Raw genomic sequence first — 17,425 nt, forward strand, 5'->3', positions numbered from 1 at the left:
AACCTAGAGCACGAGGCAGTCGATATCGTCGCCGCGCACCTTCAGCCGCGCCTTGGCCAGGAACGGCAGGGCGAAAGTCTTCGTGACGCCGCTGGAGGTGACCGAAAAGCGGCCTGGATTGCTGATCACGCAATAAAGCCCACCGTCCAAGCCGTCGCAGACGCTGGAGCCGCGCTGCTTTTCGATCCGCACCGCGCCCGTGTCATAGATGGACGCCAAGCGCGAGGCGGGCACGCCGCCCGAGACTTCCCGGCAGGCCCCGCCAGAGGGCGCGGCCCCGGCGATGGCGACGGATCCAAAGGTCAGAACGATGGCGACGCCAGCCGCGAGACGCATCTTCATGTAACCTGCTCCAAAGACTCGGTTCCATGACGAGATCATGGACGGGTTGCTCTGCATAGTTGCATTCCGCGAGGCCCGATGTTCCCGCTCGAAATCCAGACCCTGGCCCGCCTGTTGATCGACGAAGCGCGCGGCAAGTCGCTGCGGCTGGCGACGGCCGAGAGCTGCACCGGTGGTCTGACAGCCGGGGCGATCTGCAACATCGCCGGCGCGTCCGACGTGTTCGAGCGCGGCTTCGTCACCTACACCAACCGGGCCAAGAGCGAGATGCTGGGCGTGCCGGGCGACCTGATCGCCGACCACGGGGCCGTGTCGGAAGTCGTCGCGCGGATGATGGCCGAGGGCGCTCTGGAGGCCAGCAACGCCCATGTGGCCGTCGCGATCACCGGCGTGGCCGGGCCCGGCGGCGGTTCGCCGCTGAAACCGGTGGGCACGGTGCATTTCGCCGTGGCCCGGGCCAACCGCTMGGTCGTCCACCGCCACGAGCTGTTTGACGGCGAGACGCGCGAGGGGGTGCAACTGGCCGCCGTGCGCACCGCCCTGGAGATGCTGCGCGAGGCCGTGGCCTAGATGCCGGAGGCCGCGCCCAGCGACTGGCGGCGGTTCGTCGGCATCGGCCTGTCGCGCGCCGCCCTGGCCAAGGCCGCCGCCCGCAAGAGCGAGTGGCGCCACGCGATACGGGTGTCGTCGGCGGTCGTGGCGGCCTACGCCCTGGCCACCCTGCTGCGGCTGCCCCAGGGCTATTGGGCGGTGTTCACCGCCGTGATCATCGTCCAGTCCAGCCTGGGCGCGACGATCACCGCCTCGATCGAGCGCCTGATGGGCACGGCCGTCGGGGCTGCGGTCGGAGCCGGGGCGGCCATGGTCCACGCCCGCTTCCCCGAGGCCGGCGGTCCGATCCTGGCCGTGACCGCCGCCCTGCTGGCCTTCCTGGCCGCCGTGCGTCCGGCGTTCAAGGTCGCCCCGGTCACCGCCGTGATCATGCTGATCGGCACGACCACCCACATGGACCCGCTGGTGGCCGCCTTCCTGCGGGTGGCCGAGATCACGGTCGGCAGCGTGGTCGGCATCGCCGCCACCCTGCTGATCTTCCCGGCCCGCGCCCACGCCACCGTGGTCGACAACGCCAACAAGGTGGCCGAGCTGCTGGCCGACCTCCTGGAGCACTACGCCCTGAAGCTGAAGGGCGGCGCGACCGACCTGGAGGCGCGCGGGCACTACGACGACACGCTCAAGGCCCTGTCCAAGCTGCAGACGGCCATGACCGAGGCCGACCGCGAAAGCGCCAGCCGGCTCAGCGACCATTCGGTGACGGACGCCCTGCCCCGCACCCTCTGGCGGCTGCGCAACGACAGCGTGATGATCGGCCGGGCGTTGCGCGAGGCCTTCCCCTCGCCCGGCCTGGCCCTGCCCTCGGCGGCCATGCTGAACGCCAGCGCCGTGTTCCTGCGGGCCTGCGCGGCGCTGCTGTCCGGCGGGCCMCGCCCCGACCGGCTGGCCTTCGCCGAGGCGCACCAGGCCTTCCAGGGCGCGGTCGAGACCCTGCGGGCCGGCGGCGGCACCCGGGCCCTGGCCTTCGACGACGCGGCCCGTGTCTTCGGCCTGGTGTTCGCGATCGAGAACCTGTTTGGCAATCTCGGCGACTTCGAGGAGCGGGTCGAGGAGACCGTGGGCAAGCGCGCTTGAGCGAACGTGGGTCAGCGACTAGCTAAGGTCCATGTCCTCCCTCGCCCTCACCGTCTTCCAAGGTCGCGCCGGCGACCGCAACCCGCGCGGCGCGGCCGGCGCCCTGGCCGTGGGCGCGGCGCTGGAGGCCCGCCTGGGCCTCGCGGCCGAGCATGTAGGCGTGCGGTCCCCGCCCCTGGCGGCCGGCTGGTCCGAGGAGCTGGAGGCGGCTCGCCCAGGCTTCGAGGTCCTGGCGGCGCGGCTGGACGCGGTGCTGGCCGACGGCAAGGCGTCGCTGGTCACCCAGGGACGCTGCGCGGCCTCGATCGCCGCCCTGCCCGTCGTGCTGCGCCATCATCCCGACGCCCTGGTCGTGTGGTTCGACGCCCATGGCGACTGCAACCAGCCCGCCCAGTCCACGACCGGCTATCTGGGCGGCATGGTGCTGACGGCCGCCGCCGGGGTGTGGGACAGCGGTCTGGGCCAAGGGCTGGACCTGGCCGACGTGGTGCTGGTCGGGGCGCGGGACCTGGACCCGTGCGAGGCCGCCCTGATCGCCGGCGGCGGACCGCGGCTGGTGACGGCCGGTCCGGGGATCGCCCAACGCCTGGCCGCCGCGATCGGCGACCGGCCGGTCTATGTGCATCTGGACTGCGACGTGCTGGACCCGGGCCTGGTCCCCACCGAATACAGCGTCGAGGGCGGGCTGAGTTTCGCCGATCTCCGCGAGGCCTGCGCGGTCCTGGCCCGCAACCGGGTGATCGGCCTGGAGATCGCCGAGTTCGAGGACGTCTTCGCCGCGACGGGCGCGCCCGGCGACGTCGCGGCCCTGCTGGACGCCCTGGCGCCGCTGATCGAGCGGCTGGCGGCCTAGCCGGCGTCGCCCGCCAGGTACGGCTTGTAGCTCTTCTCCTCGACGATGTCGGAGCCGGCCAGGGTGTTGATCTGGCGCTTCACGGCGGCGCGGCGGTCGTTGTCGACATAGACGCGGCGGGCCAGGGCCACGAACGCCGGGCCGAAGTCCTGGCGGCGCTCGCAGTCGCGCTTGCCGTCCTCGATGTCCCAGAGGGCGGCGTTGATCTCGGTGAGTTGGGCGGTCAGGTCGTCCAGTTCCGGCGAGGGCGTGAGTTCGCGCGCGGAGATGTCCTCCAGCAGGGCCAATTCCTTGCGGACGTTGGCCTCCTTGGCGGGGTCGCCGATCCGCGCGGCCTTGACCCGCAGGATGGTGATCTTGTCGATCAGTTCGCCGGCCGAGACGGGGGCTAGGATGGGCATGTCAGGAGGCTCCGGCGATCAGGCGTTGCAGGGCGGCCTCCACCACGTCGAGCGGCAGGGCGGCCATGTCCTGTCCGTAGTCCTCCGCGACCAGCAGCTCAAGACGGCGCGCGGCGGGGCGGAACTTGACCGCCTTGCGGTGGGTCTTCTGCAGCGACAGCAGCGGCGCGCCGCCGGCCGCCAGCATGTGGCCCGGGCCGGCGTCGTTGGCGACGGCGGCGGTCAGGCGTCCGGCCAGGGCGATGGCCAGCATCGGGCCCTTCACCTGCGGGAAGCCGTCGGTGCGGTCCTTCTCCGGGAACAGGGCCGCGGGGACCGCTTCGCGCGCCGCCTGGGCGTCGGCGGCCTCGTCGGGGCCGAAGAAGAACACCGCCTTGCGGCCTGAAGCCTCGATACGGCGGGCCAGTTCCAGGTAGCGGTCCAGGGGCCAGCGCTTGTCCTGGCCGCCCGCGCCGGGCGCCAGGCCGACATAGACCGGTCCGCCCAGGCGGGCGGTCGGCAGCAGCGCGCGGGCGGCCTCGGCGGCGGCGGGATCGGCCAGGGTCAGGGGACGCGGCGCGCCGACGCCGTCGGTGGCCAGGGCCAGCAGCCGGGCCAGGCGCTCGACCACGGCGGCCGGCCAGCCGGTCCTGCGGGCCTGGGCGGCGGCGGAAATGAACGGTCCCTTTGCCGCGCGGCGGGCCACCAGGCTGCGGCGCAGGTTTTCCTGGGTGTCGATCACCAGGTCGAAGGTCCGCCCGCCGAACGGCCTGACCCAGGGCAGCACGTCCAGCGGCGCGTCGCCGGTCGGACCTTCGGTCAGAATCTCGTCGATATAGCCCGCCACGACCGCCTTCAGCGGCCCGGCGTAGACCGTCTCGCCCTTGGCGGCGCACCAGGTGATCCTGGCGTTCGGAAAGGCCGCGCGCAGGCCGGCGATGAACGGCAGCTTGATCAGGCCGTCGCCGATCACCTCGCCCATGGAATAGATCAGGATCGTCTGGACCATGGCCCGGCTTAGGCCGCCGCGCGCGTCCCGGTCAACGCGGAACGGCGAATGTGAGTAATCACTTGCAACGTGTTGGAGGCGTGCTAGCTTCGCCCCATGAACGCCAAGCCCAAGATCGAACGCGCCGCCCTCGAGGTCTTCGTCGACCGCGGCGTCGACGCGGCCACCACCAAGCTGATCGCCGCCAAGGCCGGCGTGTCGGAAGGCGCGATCTACCGCCACTGGAAGAGCAAGGACGAACTGGCCGTGGGCCTGTTCATGACCACGCACCGGCGGCTCTCCGACCTGATCTCGGTCAACGCCGACATGGCGATGGGGATCCAGGCCAAGGCCGCCGCCGTGGTCMGCGCCTATTGCACCGTGGCCGACGAGGATTGGCTGCTGTTCGCCTTCCACCTGCTGCAGCTGCACCACTTCCTGCCCTACTACCAGGAGGACGGCCAGGACCCGGTGTCGGTGGTCGAGGGGCTGATCAAGCGGGCGATGATGGACGCCGAGCTGCCGCCGGGCGACCCGCGCGTGATCGCCGCCATGGCCATCGGCGTGATCGCCCAGACCGCCCAGAACAAGGCCTACGGCCGCCTGGGCGACGACGCCCTTTCCGCCCACGCCCCGCTGATGACGGCGGCCGTCCAGGCCGTGCTCTCCGCGCGATAACCCCGCCCGAAAGGGCTTCCTGGGACAACGAACCATGCGCAGCGCGCTGTTCAACGCCTACTACTGGGTCCTGTCGATCTTCTACGGCCTGTCGGCCGCCCTCTCCGCCCTGCTCCCCGGCCGCAAGCCGATCGCCTTCGCCCTGCGGCTCTACAGCCAGCGGATGATCTGGGCGCTGCGCGTCTTCGCCGGCGTCAAGATCGAGCTGAAGGGCCAGGAGAACCTGCCGCAGGGCGCCTTCATCATCGCCGCCAAGCACCACAGCTGGGGCGACGGCTTCGTGATGTTCGCCAATGTCGACAACCTCAGCTTCGTCACCGGCGACCACCTGGAGAAGTTCCCGCTGGTCGGGGCGATCCTCAGGAAGTTCGGGGCCATCGTGGTCGACAGCTGCGGCGGACCCGAAGCCCGCAAGGCCCTGTCGCAGAGCGCGGCCCAGGTGGCCGCCGAGGGCCGCCGCATCCTGATCTATCCGGAAGGCCACCTAGCCGCCCCGGGCGAGCGGTTCCGCTACCGCACCGGCGTCTACCACATGAGCCAGGACTTCGGCCTGCCGGTGGTGCCGGTGGCCACGAACCTGGGCTGCTTCTGGAAGCAGCAGGACAAGAAGAAGACCCCGGGCACGGCCACCATCGAGTTCCTGCCGCCCCTGCCCCAGGGCCTGTCCAAGAGCGCGTTCATGGCGCGGATGGAAGAGGTCATCGAGACCCGCACCAACCAGCTCATCGCCCAGGCGCGCGGCGAGCCGGTCAAGCCGTCGGTGCTGGTCGAGTGGAACGGGCGGAAGAACGTGGCGGCGGAGGCGGTTGTCGCGGCGGAGGTGTCGACGTGATCGTACGCGCCGGACTTCTCGTGCTGTCGCTCGGCCTGGCCCTCGCGGCGTACGGTGCGGCGGCTGCGGCGATGATGGGCGGAGACCTCTGGACGTGGGTCCTGACCTGTGTCCTTCCGCTGCTCTGGGTCGCGAGCGTCGTCGCGAACTACAAGGTGGGACGATGGGGGCCGTGGGCGCTGACGATAGGGACCATCCCCGCTCTGGGTGGCGTCAGCGTCCTCGCCTTGATCTACGGCGCGATCCAGTTCGGCGCATACGTCTAGAGAGCGACTTGTCGTTCTCCTCAAGGTAGATTAACTCGAAATTGCTTCCATAGATTATGGATCACCGACATGCCGGCGACAGACAGGGTTGGGACCAGCGGAACGGCCCCGCCCCGCCCAAGAGCGTCCAAGGGCCGTCGCGTCCTGGCCTTCGTGGTCGGGGCGATCTGGCTGGTGCTCACCGTGCCGGCCCTGGGCCTGGCGGCGATGTCGGTGATGGCGTCGGACGGCGGCGTGAACGCGGCCATCTACACCTTCGTCTACGCCTGTTTCGCCCTGCCCCTGACCACCTTGCTGGCGGCGGTCGGCGGCTTCGTCAGCGGGGCGACCGGACGGATGCGGTTCGTGGCCATAGGCTCGGTCCTGCCCTTCGTGGCCCTGGCGGTGGCGTTCGGCGCGCTCGCTTTCGGCGCGGGCGCGGCCCCGACGACCTGAGGCCCTAGACCTCGACCGGGCAGTCCGCCGGCGCGGGGACGAAGGTGCCCTCCTCCTGGCGCCTGGCGAAATGAGTCTGGGCGCAAGGGGCCGAGCACAACAGGCCGGTGTCCGACCAGTACAGCGGCGCCTCGTCCTCGTGACGGAAGGCCGGCGCGCCCCACGGCAGGCCACATTCCACGCAGGACGGCGTCTTAGCCAACATCAGTCCAAGGCCTCCGGCGCCGGCTGGATGGTGACGCTTTCGCCGCAACCGCAGGCGTCGGTCTCGTTCGGATTGTTGAACACGAACTTCGACGACAGCTTGGTGGTCTCGTAGTCGATCGTGGTGCCGATCAGGAACAGCACGGCCTTGGGGTCGATCAGGATGGTCACGCCCTGGTCCTCGACCACCTCGTCGATCGGACCCTTCTCGGCGGCGTATTCGAAGATGTATTCCGACCCCGCGCAGCCGCCGTTCTTCACGCCCACCCGCAGGCCCGCATAGGGCTTATCGGCCCGGTCCATGATCTCCTTCACCCGCGCGGCGGCGGCCGGCGTCAGGGTGACGACCTTGGGGCGGGGGCGACGAACGCGCGGGGTGACGGCGGTTTCCATGGCTTTCGAACCGATCAGAACATGTTCAGTTGCAGCTTGGCCTCGTCGCTCATCCGCGAGGGGTCCCACGGCGGCTCGAACACCAGGTCGACGTGGCACGACTTGATGTCCGGGATCTCCATGACCGCGTCCTTGACCCAGCCCGGCATCTCGCCGGCCACCGGGCAGCCCGGCGCGGTCAGGGTCATGTCGATGGCCACGTCCTTCTCGTCGCTGACGTCGACCTTGTAGATCAGGCCCAGCTCATAGATGTCGACCGGGATTTCCGGGTCGAACACGGTCTTGAGCTTCTCGATCAGCTGGTCGGTCAGGCGGTCGAGGTCAGCCTGAGGGATCGCAGAGGGGGGGATCGCGGACGTGGTGGCGGGTTCGGTCATGAGGCTCAACTGAAGAAACTGCGGGCCTTGGCCAGCGCGCTCACGAACGCATCGGCCTCGTCCAGGGTGTTATATAGGGCGAAGGAAGCCCGGGCGCTCGACGTGACGCCGAAACGCTTCATCAGGGGCTCGGCGCAGTGGGTGCCGGCGCGGACGGCCACGCCGTAGCGGTCCAGCACCTGGGCCACGTCGTGGGCGTGGGCGCCCTCGACCACGAAGCTCAGCACCGCGCCCTTGCCCGGCGCCGTGCCCAGGATGCSCACGCCGTTGACGCCGTCCAGCTGGTCGACGACCCGCTGATAAAGGGCGTGCTCGTGGGCCAGGGCCGCGTCGCGGTCGATGGTGTTCAGCCACTTGATCGCGGCGCCCAGGCCGACGGCCTCGAGGATCGCGGGCGTGCCGGCCTCGAAGCGGTGCGGCGGGTCGGCGTAGGTGATGACCTCTTCCGAGACCGAGCCGATCATTTCGCCGCCGCCCTGGTACGGCGGCAGGGCCGCCAGGTGCTCGGCCTTGCCGTACAGCACGCCGATCCCGGTGGGGCCGTACAGCTTGTGGCCGCTGAAGACGTAGAAATCGACGTCCAGGGCCTTCACGTCGACCTTGGCGTGGACGATGGCCTGGCAGCCGTCCAGCAGCACCGGCGCGCCGGCCGCGTGGGCCAGGCGGACGATCTCGGCGGCGTCGTTGATGGTGCCCAGCACGTTCGACATGTGGCTGATGGCCACCATCTTGGTGCGCTCGGACAGCAGGCCCTTGTAGGCCTCCATGTCCAGGCGGCCGTCGTMGGTGACGGGCACGAACTTCAGGACCACGCCGTAGCGCTGGCGCAGGAAGTGCCACGGCACGATGTTGGCGTGGTGCTCCATCTGCGAGACCACGATCTCGTCGCCGGCCTTCAGCGCGCGGCCGAAGGTGTCGGCCACCAGGTTGACCGCCTCGGTGGCGCTCTTGGTCCAGACGATCTCGGACGGCTCGGCGTTGATGAACCGCGCCACGGTTTCCCGGGCGTTCTCGTAGGCTTGCGTCGTTTCGTTGGCCAGGGTGTGCAGGCCGCGGTGGACGTTGGCGTAGCTGGTGCGGGCCAGGCCGGTCATGGCGTCCAGCACCGCTTCCGGCTTCTGGGCGCTGGCGGCGCTGTCCAGATAGACCAGCGGCTTGCCGTGCACCTGGCGGGCCAGGATCGGGAACTGGGCGCGGATCGCCTCGACGTCGAAGGCGGGGGCGAAGGGCGTGTCCAGGGCCATTACTCCGCCCTCCCCAGCTTGGCGGCGACCCAGGCGGCCGCGACCTCGCGCGCGCCTTCGTGCCCGATGCGCTCGACCACCTCGCCCAGGAAGGCCTGGGTCAGCATGGCCTTGGCTTCCGGCTCGGGGATGCCGCGCTGGCGGGCGTAGAAGACCTGCTCGTCGTCCAGGGCGCCGATGGTGTTGCCGTGGGCGCACGAGACGTCGTCGGCGAAGATCAGCAGCTCGGGCTTGGCGTCGACCTCGGCCTTGTCCGACAGGATCAGGGCGTGGTGGCCCATGCGGGCGTCGGTCTGGTCGGCGCCGGGCTGGACGACGATCCGGCCCTGGAACACGCCGCGCGCCTGGTCGTCGACGACGCCCTTGGTCAGCTGGCTGGTGATCCCGTCGACGCCGCCGTGGGTGACGATCGTGGTCTGGTCGGCGTGGCGCTGGTCGGCCAGCACGTAGACGCCGTCCAGGCGCACCTCGGCGTGCGCGCCAGGGTGGTTGATCCGGGTCTCGACCCGCTGGCGACGGGCGCCGGTGGTCAGGACGGTCTGGTTGAAGGTCGCGCCGGGTGCCAGGTCGACCTCGGCGGTGACCACGTCGATGGCCTCGGCGTCGTCATCGATCAGCACGATCCGCTCGACGCGGGCGCCCTCGCCCACCGCGATGTCCAGGGTGACATCCGAGAAATAGCCGCCGGCCCGGCCCTCGTGGCTTTCCAGCAGGACCAGGGTCGTGTCGGGCTCGACGACGATGGCGTAGGCGGCGGCGTGAGCCGCGCCCTCGCTGGCCGAGACGAAGCGCAGGGCCACCACGTCGCCCGCGCCGCTGGTGGCGGCGTGGCGCTGGCGGCCGTTGACGAACAGGATCTCGTCGGCGGCCAGGCCGTCGAACGGACCGGGCGCGACGGCTCCGTCCACCGCCGGCGAGGCGGGCGGGACGGCGCGGATCAGGCCGCGCAGGTCGGTCCAGCGCCAGTCCTCGTCGCGGCGCGAGGGCAGCTGGGTCAGGTCGCCGGTCTTGAGGGCGGAGGCCAGGCTCATCAGGCGGCCGCTCCGACGTACTTGTCGTAGCCTTCGGCTTCCAGCTGCAAGGCCAGCTCGGGGCCGCCCGAGGCGACGATGCGGCCGGCGGCCAGCACGTGGACGCGGTCGGGTTTGATGTAGTCCAGCAGGCGCTGGTAGTGGGTGATGACCAGCATGCCGCGATCGGGTGCGCGCAGGGCGTTGACGCCTTCCGAGACGATCTTCAGGGCGTCGATGTCCAGGCCGCTGTCGGTCTCGTCCAGGATCAGGAACTTGGGCGAAAGCATCGCCATCTGCAGGATTTCCATCCGCTTCTTCTCGCCGCCCGAGAAGCCGACGTTCAGGCCGCGCTTGAGCATGTCGAAGTCGATCTTCAGCGCCGCGGCCTTTTCCTTGGCCAGCTTCAGGAAGGCCGGGGCGGCGATCTCGTCCTCGCCGCGCGCCCGGCGCTGGGCGTTGAGGGCGGTGCGGATGAAGGTCAGGGCCGGAACGCCCGGGATCTCCAGCGGATACTGGAACGACAGGAACACGCCCTTGGCGGCCCGCTCGTTGGGCTCCAGCGACAGCAGGTCCTCGCCGTTCAGCGTGGCCGTGCCCTCGGTGACCTCGTAGCCGCCGCGACCGCTCAGCACGTACGACAGKGTCGACTTGCCGGCTCCGTTCGGCCCCATGATGGCGTGCACCTCGCCGGCCGGCACCTCGAGGGTGACGCCCTTCAGGATCGGCTTGTCTTCGACGCGGGCGTGGAGGTTTTCGATCTTAAGCATGGGTCTTCTTGGAACGAGGGTCTTGTACAGTGGGCGCGGAAGGCTCGATTTCAGGGACTTCGATCCCGTCAAACCAATGATCATGCATGGCGCGCAAGAAGGCTTGATCTGAAGCTGGCAAGCCCGACGCGTCGCCTATGACGCTGTCGATCGTGCACTCAGGGCATAGCGCCGTGTGCTCCGTAGCAAGGAAGCGAGTCACATTGGTCGCCGGGAAGCTAAGGCAGCAGAAAAAGCAGCCGCAGAGGTAGCTCTCCGCGATTTCATTCTTGTTGCTCGTTGCATGCCGGTGGGCTGCGCGAAGATCAGCGACGGCGTAGACCATCACGCGCCCTCCGCGCCGCTCAGCGGCTCCAGTAGCTCGATCCTGTTGCCGAACGGGTCGTCGACATAGATGCGGTCGTAGCCTTCCAGAGGCTCGTCGTCCTTCAGGGCGAAGCCGCCGTTCGACAGCTTGGCTTTCAGCGCAGGCAGGTCGCTGACCAGCAACCCCGGATGAGCCTTGCGCGCCGGCCGGAAATCAGCCTCGACGCCCAGGTGGATCTTCAGGTCGCCGTCCTCGAAYCAGCAGCCGCCGCGCCGGGCCAGGTGCTCGGGCTTGGGCGCCTCGGGCAGGCCCAGGACGTCGCCATAGAACCGGCGCGCGGCGTCCTCGCCGCCCGGGGGCATGGCCAGCTGCACATGGTCGATGGCGACCAGGCTCATCCCACGCTGCCTTCCAGGCTGATCGCCACCAGCTTCTGGGCCTCGACGGCGAATTCCATGGGCAGTTGCTGCAGCACGTCCTTGACGAAGCCGTTGACCAGCAGGGCCACGGCCTCTTCTTGGCTGAGCCCGCGCTGCTGGCAATAGAACAGCTGGTCGTCGGACAGGCGAGTGGTGGTGGCCTCGTGCTCGAACACCGAATGGCCGTTTCGGGCCTCGATGTAGGGCACGGTGTGGGCCGCGCAGGTCTTGCCGATCAGCAGGCTGTCGCACTGGGTGAAGTTGCGCGCGCCCTTGGCCTTGGGGTGGGCCGAGACCAGGCCGCGATAGGTGCTGGTCGACTTGCCCGCGCTGATGCCCTTGGCGACGATCCGCGACTTCGTGTTGGCGCCCAGGTGGATCATCTTGGTGCCGGTGTCGGCCTGCTGGTGGCCGTTGGTCACGGCGATCGAGTAGAACTCGCCCGACGAACCCTCGCCGCGCAGCACGCAGGACGGATACTTCCAGGTGATGGCCGAGCCGGTCTCGACCTGGGTCCACGACACCTTGGAGCGATCGCCGCGGCAGTCGGCGCGCTTGGTGACGAAGTTGTAGATGCCGCCCTTCCCCGTTTCCGGATCGCCCGGATACCAGTTCTGGACGGTGGAATACTTGATCTCGGCGTCTTCCAGCAGCACCAGCTCGACCACGGCCGCGTGCAGCTGGTTCTCGTCGCGCATCGGGGCCGTGCAGCCCTCCAGGTACGAGCAATAGGCGCCCTTGTCGGCGATGATCAGGGTGCGCTCGAACTGGCCGCTGTCCTTGGCGTTGATGCGGAAATAGGTCGACAGCTCCATCGGGCAGCGCACGCCCGGCGGGATGTAGACGAACGAGCCGTCGGAAAAGACCGCGCTGTTGAGGCAGGCGAAATAGTTGTCCGAGGTCGGCACGACGCTGCCCAGGTACTGCTTGACCAGTTCCGGATGCTCGCGGATCGCCTCGCTCATCGAGCAGAAGATCACCCCGACCGCCGCCAGCTCCTTCTTGAAGGTGGTGACCACGCTGACGCTGTCGAACACCGCGTCCACCGCATAGCGCGGKGCGCCCTCGACGCCGGCCAGCACGGCCTGCTCCTTCAGCGGGATGCCCAGTTTCTCGTAGACGGCCAGGATCTCGGGATCCACCTCGTCCAGGCTCTTGGGCCCGGCCTTGGTCGACGGCGCGGCGTAGTAGTAGCTGTCCTGGTAGTCGATCTTGGGGAAGTCGACCTTGGCCCAGGTCGGCTCTTCCAGCTCAAGCCAGCGACGATAGGCCTCCAGGCGCCAGTCCAGCATCCACTGCGGCTCGTCCTTCTTGGCCGAGATGAAGCGCACGATGTCCTCGGAGAGGCCCTTGGGGGCGAACTCCTGTTCGATATCGGTCGTGAAGCCGTGCTCGTACTTCTCGAGCGACGCGACGGTATCAATGGTCTCTTTGACCGCGGCCACTACGCCACCTCCCGGCGCCGGGCGCCGATACGCGAATAGGCGGCGAGCCAGGCGTCGCCGCAGGAAATCCAGTCTTGCTCCGTGCTGGCCCAGCCGCCGCTGACGCGCAGGGCGAACGGAGCCAGGTCCGCCCGGCCCATGGCGTCCACCACGCGGCTGGCCTTGACCTTGCCCGACGAGCAGGCGCTGCCGGCGCTGACCATCACCCCCGCCAGGTCCAGGTTCATCACCTGGATCTGCGAGGCGAAGCCCTCGGCCGCCAGACAAAGGGTTTGGGGCAGGCGCCCAAAGCGCCCTTGGGCGCCCTCCCCGAGCACGACCGCGCCGACGGCCTTGACCCGTTCGGCCAAGGCGTCGCGCCATGTGCCTTGATTGGCCATCGAGGGCAAGTCGCGAGCGGCCGCCTCGGCGGCCGCGCCGAAGCCGGCGATCCCGGCGACGTTCTCGGTGCCGGCCCGGCGGCCGCGCTCCTGGCCGCCGCCGTGCTGCTGGCGCACGATCGTGGCGCGCGTGCCGGCCACCAGGGCGCCGACGCCCTGCGGACCGCCCAGCTTGTGGGCCGACAACGCCAGGGTGTCGGCGCCCAGGGCGGTGAAGTCGATGGCGATCTTGCCGGCCGCCTGGACGGCGTCGACGTGCAGCCAGCCGTCGGCGGCGCGCACCAGGGCGGCGGCCTGGGCGATCGGCTGGATCACCCCGGTCTCGTTGTTGGCCAGCATCAGGCAGACCAGGGCCCGGCCCTCGTCGCTGAGGGCCTCTTCCAGCCAGTCCAGGCGCGCGACGCCGTCGGCGTCCAGCGGCATCTTGTGGACCGGCAACCCCGAGGCGGCGGCGGTTTCGAGCACGGCGTCGTGCTCGCCCTCGCTGACGATGACGCGGTTGAAGCCGGCGAAGGCGGCGCTGCCGATGGCGAGCGCATTGGATTCCGTGCCGCCGCTGACGAAGGTGACCGAACCAGGAACCACGCCGACCAGGTCGGCGACCTGCTTGCGGGCGGTCTCGACGATGTCGCGGGCGGCCCGGCCGCTGGCGTGCACCGACGAGGGATTGCCCGCGGTCTCAAAGGCGCGCAGCACCGCGTCCCGCGCCTCGGGGCGGATCGGGGCGGTGGCGTTGTAGTCGAGATAGATCGAGGGCTTGGTCACGCCGCGGCCATCTCCCGGTTCTTCTGGACGCGCTCCCGCAGCGTGCCGTCCAGCACGTCGGCGACCGACACGCTGGCCAGGTAGCCGTGGATCTGGCGGCCCATCTCTTCCCACAGGTCGTGGGTCAGGCACTGGGCGCCGCCGGCCATGCAGCCCTTGGCGGCGGTCTTGCCGCCCTTGCCGCCGATCGCGACGCCGCAGCGGGTGGCGCGCAGGGGCTCGTCCACGGCCAGGACGATGTCGGCGATGGCGGTGTCGCGGGCGTCGCGGGCCAGGCGATAGCCGCCGCCGGGGCCCCGGGCGCTGACCACCAGGCCCTTGCGGCGCAGGCGGGCGAAAAGCTGTTCAAGATAGGAAAGCGAGATCTGCTGGCGGGCGGCGATCTCGGCCAGGGCGACGGCGCGCCCTTCGGTCTGGTCCTGCTGGCGGGCCAGATCGGTCATGGCCATGACCGCGTAGCGTCCCTTGGTGCTCAGGCGCATGCGCCTTATCTCCTTGCGGATTCCCCGCGCATCGGCTTAGGCGTGTGCTACAAGCCGCGACTTCGCGACGAGGCTCTTGCGAAAAGACCGAGCCGCGCGGTGCGGATTTAGGAAGACCAAGCGCAGTGGTCAAGTATTCCTTCGCCTCTTCGGGCCTGGGAACGCGGCCCCGTCGCCCCTTTTTGGATAGGGACCTTGAATGCCTGACGTGATTTTGACCGGAGCTTCGGGCCGCATCGAGGGCCGTTATTCGCCGGGCAAGACCGACAACGCCCCGATCGCGCTGATCCTGCACCCGCACCCCAAGGCGGGCGGGCACATGAACCACCCGGTCTCTGTGCAGCTGTACCACCTGTTCATGAAGCGCGGCTTCGCGACCCTGCGCTTCAACTTCCGCGGCGTGGGCCGCAGCCAGGGCGAGTTCGACAGCGGCATCGGCGAACTGGCCGACGCGGCCACGGCCCTGGACTGGCTGCAGTCCAACAACCCCGCCGCCGCCCAGACCTGGGTCGCCGGCTACAGCTTCGGCGCCTATATCGGCATGCAGCTGCTGATGCGCCGTCCGGAGACCGACGGCTTCATCTCGGTGTCGCCGCCGACCAACATGTACGATTTCAGCTTCCTGGCCCCCTGCCCGGCCTCGGGCCTGATCCTGACGGGCGCGGCCGACACCGTCGTGCCGCCGGTCGAGGTCGAGCGCGTGGTCTCCAAGCTGCGCACCCAGAAGGGCATCGTCATCGACTACGAAGTCGTCGACAAGGCCACCCACTTCTGGGCCGAGCACCTGCCGTCGGTCGAGAAGAGCGTCGGCGACTATCTGGACAAGCGCCTGGAAGCCAATCCGATCCCGTAGGTCCTTTGCTCAGGTAACCAAGAGTTACCGGTACCATTTAGCTTGCGATCCTGGACAACTCACCGTCATTCTGCACCGAACACTGTTCGCGGAGAATGACGGTGAGCCAGACAATACAGCGGTTCCTGGTCGTCAGGACGCCCCGGGCGACGATGACGACGAACGTTTCGCGCCGCACCTTCACCCACGCCCTCCCCTTTCACGGCGCCGCTGAGGCGGACCGTGCCGGTTCATGTCTCGACGATGGGTCATGGCGGCCGCGCCTGACCTGACATCGTTCTTCGAACCTCCTATATATTCACCATCTGAGGAATTTCTGGATGGCGGGCATGCACTACGACATCGTGATCGTCGGCGGCGGGGCCGGCGGGCTGGAGCTGGCGGCGCGATTGGGGCGCAAGCTGGGACCCAAGGCCGGCAAGGAGCGCGTCCTGCTGATCGACCGGTCCAGCTTCCACATCTGGAAGCCGACCCTGCACGAGGTGGCCGCCGGCACGTTGGACACCCACCAGGAGGGCCTCTCCTACTCGATCCTGGGCCGCGCCAACCACTTCAGCTTCCTGCTGGGCGAGCTGGACAGCTTCGACCCCGTCGCCAAGCGCCTGAGCCTCAAGCCTATCCTCGCTCCTAATCTGCCGGGAGAGCCCGGCAAGGTGCTGGTGCCCGAGCGCGGCGTGACCTTCACCTGGGGCGTGCTGGCGATCGGCAGCGGCAGCAACCTGTTCGGCACCCCGGGCGCCGATCAGGCCCACCTGCTGGAGCGAACCGAGGACGCCGAGGTCTTCCACACCCGCCTGCTGGCCGCCTTCATGAAGGCCTCGTTCTCGGCCGAGAAGACCATGAGCGTGGCCATCGTCGGCGGCGGGGCCACCGGAGTCGAGCTGTCGGCCGAGCTGATCGAGGCCCATCGCGAGCTGCTGGGCAGCCTGGGCAGCGAGCAGCGCTTCCGCCTGGACATCGCCATCGTCGAGGCCGCGCCGCGCATCCTGGGCGGCCTGCCCGAGAAGATCTCCGACCAGGCCACCGTGGCCCTGGAGCGCAAGGGCGTGCGGGTGCACACCGGGGCCAAGGTGGTGGCCGTCCATCCCGACCGGCTGGAGACCAGCCAGGGCGACATCCCGGCCGACCTGATCGTCTGGGCGGCGGGCGTGAAGGCCGCGCCGGGCAACACGGCTTATGGCCTCGAGACCAACAGGACCAACCAGTTCGTGGTCAACGACCGGCTGGAGACCTCGGCCCCCGACGTCTGGGCCCTGGGCGACTGCGCCGCCGTTCCGTGGGTCGGGACTGAGGGCAAGGAAGGCAGCATCGTGCCCGCCCGCGCCCAGGCCGCCCACCAGCAGGCCAGCTACCTGGCCAAGGCCCTGATCGCCCGCCTGGGTCAGCGCCGGGTCGAGGCGCCGTTCATCTACAAGGACTTCGGCTCTCTGGTGTCGCTGGGCGAGAACCGGGGCGTCGGCGCCCTGATGGGCGGGCTTGGAGGTCCGAACTTCTTCGTCGAGGGCCTGATCGCCAAGTGGGCCTATATCTCCCTGCACCTGGACCACCACCGGGCGATCATGGGCACGCCGAAGACGATCGTCCTGGCCCTGGCGCGCCTGCTGCAGCAGCGGGTGGCGGGGCGGCTGAAGCTGCATTGAGGGCGGGGACGCGCGCCCAACTCACCCTCTCCCAGAGGGAGAGGGTGGGACCCGCGCCGCAGGCGTGGGAGGGTGAGGGGTTACACCCTGTCGGGTTTGGCTGCCGCCGCCCTGCCGGCTCTCCGTCGGACGCTGTAACCCCTCACCCTGCCCTCTCCCTATGCGAGAGGGTTCCGAGTGGGCGACTTACGCTCGGCGGATAGCGGATGAAGTTCAGCGAAATCAATAGCCTGAACTTTCTCGACCCGATTTGATCCTCACCCTTCCCGACGCCCGTATCCTGTACCCACCTCGACGCGGGAAAGGGCGCATGGCCAGCGACCGATGCGGCGGCGGGGGGCGATCGAGCGGGAAGCTCCGTCGGCGGGTCCTTCTGCTTGAGTAAAGGCGGGACCCAAACTTCAGTCTCTGGTGCCGGTCGGGCGTGGTCCACAGATACGACGTGACTGAAGGTCGATGAAGCAGCAGGCGGGCGGACGACGCCCGCGGTCCGGGATCAGGCGCGTTGGCCTGACCTGCCCGTCGCGGGCGACAAGGCGCGGCTCCAACAGGGCCTAGCGTCGAGAGCTTGCGGATAACGACCGCGCGGAGCGAACGGGCTTCGTCGAAACGGTATTCTTTTTCAAACTCCGGACGATGTCCGGCGCTCCGCAGCCCTTTCCATCAGCTCACAGCC

At 69.3% G+C, this 17,425-nt stretch carries 23 protein-coding genes; 9 read left to right on the forward strand and 14 right to left on the reverse strand.

Annotation, left to right across the window (positions count from 1 at the left end; genetic code table 11):
- Nucleotides 1-3 precede the first annotated feature (3 nt).
- A complete protein-coding gene (locus tag AC1U89_RS14535) occupies nucleotides 4-342 on the reverse strand; it encodes a hypothetical protein (protein WP_479900402.1) in 339 nt (112 codons plus the stop codon).
- Nucleotides 343-420: 78 nt separating this feature from the next.
- Between AC1U89_RS14535 and AC1U89_RS14540 the strand changes: the two genes are divergently transcribed.
- Genes AC1U89_RS14540 through AC1U89_RS14550 form a run of 3 tightly spaced genes read left to right on the forward strand, consistent with a single transcriptional unit; the run spans nucleotide 421 to nucleotide 2,881 of the window.
- Nucleotides 421-912, forward strand: coding sequence for a CinA family protein (locus AC1U89_RS14540; RefSeq protein WP_479900403.1), 492 nt, complete (start codon nucleotides 421-423; stop codon nucleotides 910-912).
- On the forward strand, nucleotides 913-2,028 hold the full coding sequence (locus tag AC1U89_RS14545; RefSeq protein WP_479900404.1) for an FUSC family protein: 1,116 nt from the start codon (nucleotides 913-915) through the stop codon (nucleotides 2,026-2,028).
- A gap of 31 nt (nucleotides 2,029-2,059) precedes the next feature.
- Entirely contained in the window at nucleotides 2,060-2,881 is an 822-nt protein-coding gene (locus AC1U89_RS14550; RefSeq protein ID WP_479900405.1) for an arginase family protein, read from the forward strand.
- Here the strand turns inward: AC1U89_RS14550 and AC1U89_RS14555 are convergent.
- Both AC1U89_RS14555 and AC1U89_RS14560 read right to left on the reverse strand, forming a co-directional pair.
- Nucleotides 2,878-3,282: a DUF6165 family protein gene (locus AC1U89_RS14555; RefSeq protein WP_479900406.1), complete on the reverse strand. Its 405-nt coding sequence runs from the start codon at nucleotides 3,280-3,282 to the stop codon at nucleotides 2,878-2,880. The genes AC1U89_RS14550 and AC1U89_RS14555 overlap by 4 nt on opposite strands.
- A gap of 1 nt (nucleotide 3,283) precedes the next feature.
- The gene (locus AC1U89_RS14560) at nucleotides 3,284-4,270 is read right to left on the reverse strand and encodes a glycosyltransferase family 9 protein (RefSeq protein ID WP_479900407.1); all 987 of its coding nucleotides are present in this window, start codon (nucleotides 4,268-4,270) and stop codon (nucleotides 3,284-3,286) included.
- A 96-nt stretch (nucleotides 4,271-4,366) separates the two neighbouring features.
- Between AC1U89_RS14560 and AC1U89_RS14565 the strand changes: the two genes are divergently transcribed.
- From AC1U89_RS14565 to AC1U89_RS14580, 4 genes are all read left to right on the forward strand, one after another.
- Nucleotides 4,367-4,927, forward strand: coding sequence for a TetR/AcrR family transcriptional regulator (locus tag AC1U89_RS14565; RefSeq protein ID WP_479900408.1), 561 nt, complete (start codon nucleotides 4,367-4,369; stop codon nucleotides 4,925-4,927).
- A 34-nt stretch (nucleotides 4,928-4,961) separates the two neighbouring features.
- Complete coding sequence (locus AC1U89_RS14570) at nucleotides 4,962-5,759, forward strand: lysophospholipid acyltransferase family protein (RefSeq protein WP_479900409.1); 798 nt, start codon at nucleotides 4,962-4,964, stop codon at nucleotides 5,757-5,759.
- Nucleotides 5,756-6,025, forward strand: coding sequence for a hypothetical protein (locus AC1U89_RS14575; protein ID WP_479900410.1), 270 nt, complete (start codon nucleotides 5,756-5,758; stop codon nucleotides 6,023-6,025). The genes AC1U89_RS14570 and AC1U89_RS14575 overlap by 4 nt, the downstream gene beginning before the upstream one ends.
- A gap of 69 nt (nucleotides 6,026-6,094) precedes the next feature.
- A complete protein-coding gene (locus AC1U89_RS14580; RefSeq protein ID WP_479900411.1) occupies nucleotides 6,095-6,460 on the forward strand; it encodes a hypothetical protein in 366 nt (121 codons plus the stop codon).
- Nucleotides 6,461-6,464: 4 nt separating this feature from the next.
- On the opposite strand, the gene AC1U89_RS14585 is transcribed toward AC1U89_RS14580, so the two are convergent.
- The 11 genes from AC1U89_RS14585 to AC1U89_RS14635 are packed head-to-tail and all read right to left on the reverse strand — an operon-like array spanning nucleotide 6,465 to nucleotide 14,256.
- Nucleotides 6,465-6,665: a hypothetical protein gene (locus AC1U89_RS14585; protein WP_479900412.1), complete on the reverse strand. Its 201-nt coding sequence runs from the start codon at nucleotides 6,663-6,665 to the stop codon at nucleotides 6,465-6,467.
- Nucleotides 6,665-7,057, reverse strand: coding sequence for a HesB/IscA family protein (locus AC1U89_RS14590; RefSeq protein WP_029917287.1), 393 nt, complete (start codon nucleotides 7,055-7,057; stop codon nucleotides 6,665-6,667). The genes AC1U89_RS14585 and AC1U89_RS14590 overlap by 1 nt, the downstream gene beginning before the upstream one ends.
- A gap of 14 nt (nucleotides 7,058-7,071) precedes the next feature.
- Nucleotides 7,072-7,434 (reverse strand): SUF system Fe-S cluster assembly protein, encoded by a 363-nt coding sequence (locus AC1U89_RS14595; RefSeq protein WP_479900413.1) that lies wholly within the window; start codon nucleotides 7,432-7,434, stop codon nucleotides 7,072-7,074.
- Nucleotides 7,435-7,439: 5 nt separating this feature from the next.
- Complete coding sequence (locus AC1U89_RS14600) at nucleotides 7,440-8,678, reverse strand: aminotransferase class V-fold PLP-dependent enzyme (protein WP_479900414.1); 1,239 nt, start codon at nucleotides 8,676-8,678, stop codon at nucleotides 7,440-7,442.
- A complete protein-coding gene (sufD, locus tag AC1U89_RS14605; RefSeq protein WP_479900415.1) occupies nucleotides 8,678-9,709 on the reverse strand; it encodes a Fe-S cluster assembly protein SufD in 1,032 nt (343 codons plus the stop codon). The genes AC1U89_RS14600 and sufD overlap by 1 nt, the downstream gene beginning before the upstream one ends.
- Nucleotides 9,709-10,458 carry a Fe-S cluster assembly ATPase SufC gene (sufC, locus tag AC1U89_RS14610; RefSeq protein WP_479900416.1) on the reverse strand — a complete coding sequence of 250 codons (750 nt, stop codon included), beginning with the start codon at nucleotides 10,456-10,458 and terminating at the stop codon, nucleotides 9,709-9,711. Before sufC ends, sufD begins: the two co-directional genes overlap by 1 nt.
- Nucleotides 10,451-10,783: a hypothetical protein gene (locus AC1U89_RS14615; protein ID WP_479900417.1), complete on the reverse strand. Its 333-nt coding sequence runs from the start codon at nucleotides 10,781-10,783 to the stop codon at nucleotides 10,451-10,453. The genes sufC and AC1U89_RS14615 overlap by 8 nt, the downstream gene beginning before the upstream one ends.
- Nucleotides 10,783-11,163, reverse strand: coding sequence for a VOC family protein (locus AC1U89_RS14620; RefSeq protein WP_479900418.1), 381 nt, complete (start codon nucleotides 11,161-11,163; stop codon nucleotides 10,783-10,785). Before AC1U89_RS14620 ends, AC1U89_RS14615 begins: the two co-directional genes overlap by 1 nt.
- Entirely contained in the window at nucleotides 11,160-12,629 is a 1,470-nt protein-coding gene (gene sufB, locus AC1U89_RS14625; RefSeq protein WP_029917293.1) for a Fe-S cluster assembly protein SufB, read from the reverse strand. Before sufB ends, AC1U89_RS14620 begins: the two co-directional genes overlap by 4 nt.
- Nucleotides 12,629-13,774: a cysteine desulfurase family protein gene (locus tag AC1U89_RS14630; protein ID WP_479900419.1), complete on the reverse strand. Its 1,146-nt coding sequence runs from the start codon at nucleotides 13,772-13,774 to the stop codon at nucleotides 12,629-12,631. Before AC1U89_RS14630 ends, sufB begins: the two co-directional genes overlap by 1 nt.
- Entirely contained in the window at nucleotides 13,771-14,256 is a 486-nt protein-coding gene (locus tag AC1U89_RS14635) for an Rrf2 family transcriptional regulator (RefSeq protein ID WP_479900420.1), read from the reverse strand. Before AC1U89_RS14635 ends, AC1U89_RS14630 begins: the two co-directional genes overlap by 4 nt.
- A gap of 199 nt (nucleotides 14,257-14,455) precedes the next feature.
- On the opposite strand from AC1U89_RS14635, the gene AC1U89_RS14640 reads away from it, so the two are divergent.
- A complete protein-coding gene (locus tag AC1U89_RS14640; protein ID WP_029917296.1) occupies nucleotides 14,456-15,109 on the forward strand; it encodes an alpha/beta hydrolase in 654 nt (217 codons plus the stop codon).
- 329 nt (nucleotides 15,110-15,438) lie between these two features.
- Nucleotides 15,439-16,749: an NAD(P)/FAD-dependent oxidoreductase gene (locus AC1U89_RS14645; protein WP_479900421.1), complete on the forward strand. Its 1,311-nt coding sequence runs from the start codon at nucleotides 15,439-15,441 to the stop codon at nucleotides 16,747-16,749.
- Nucleotides 16,750-17,425: the final 676 nt, after the last annotated feature.

This window comes from Caulobacter sp. 05T431 (genome assembly GCF_056665975.1).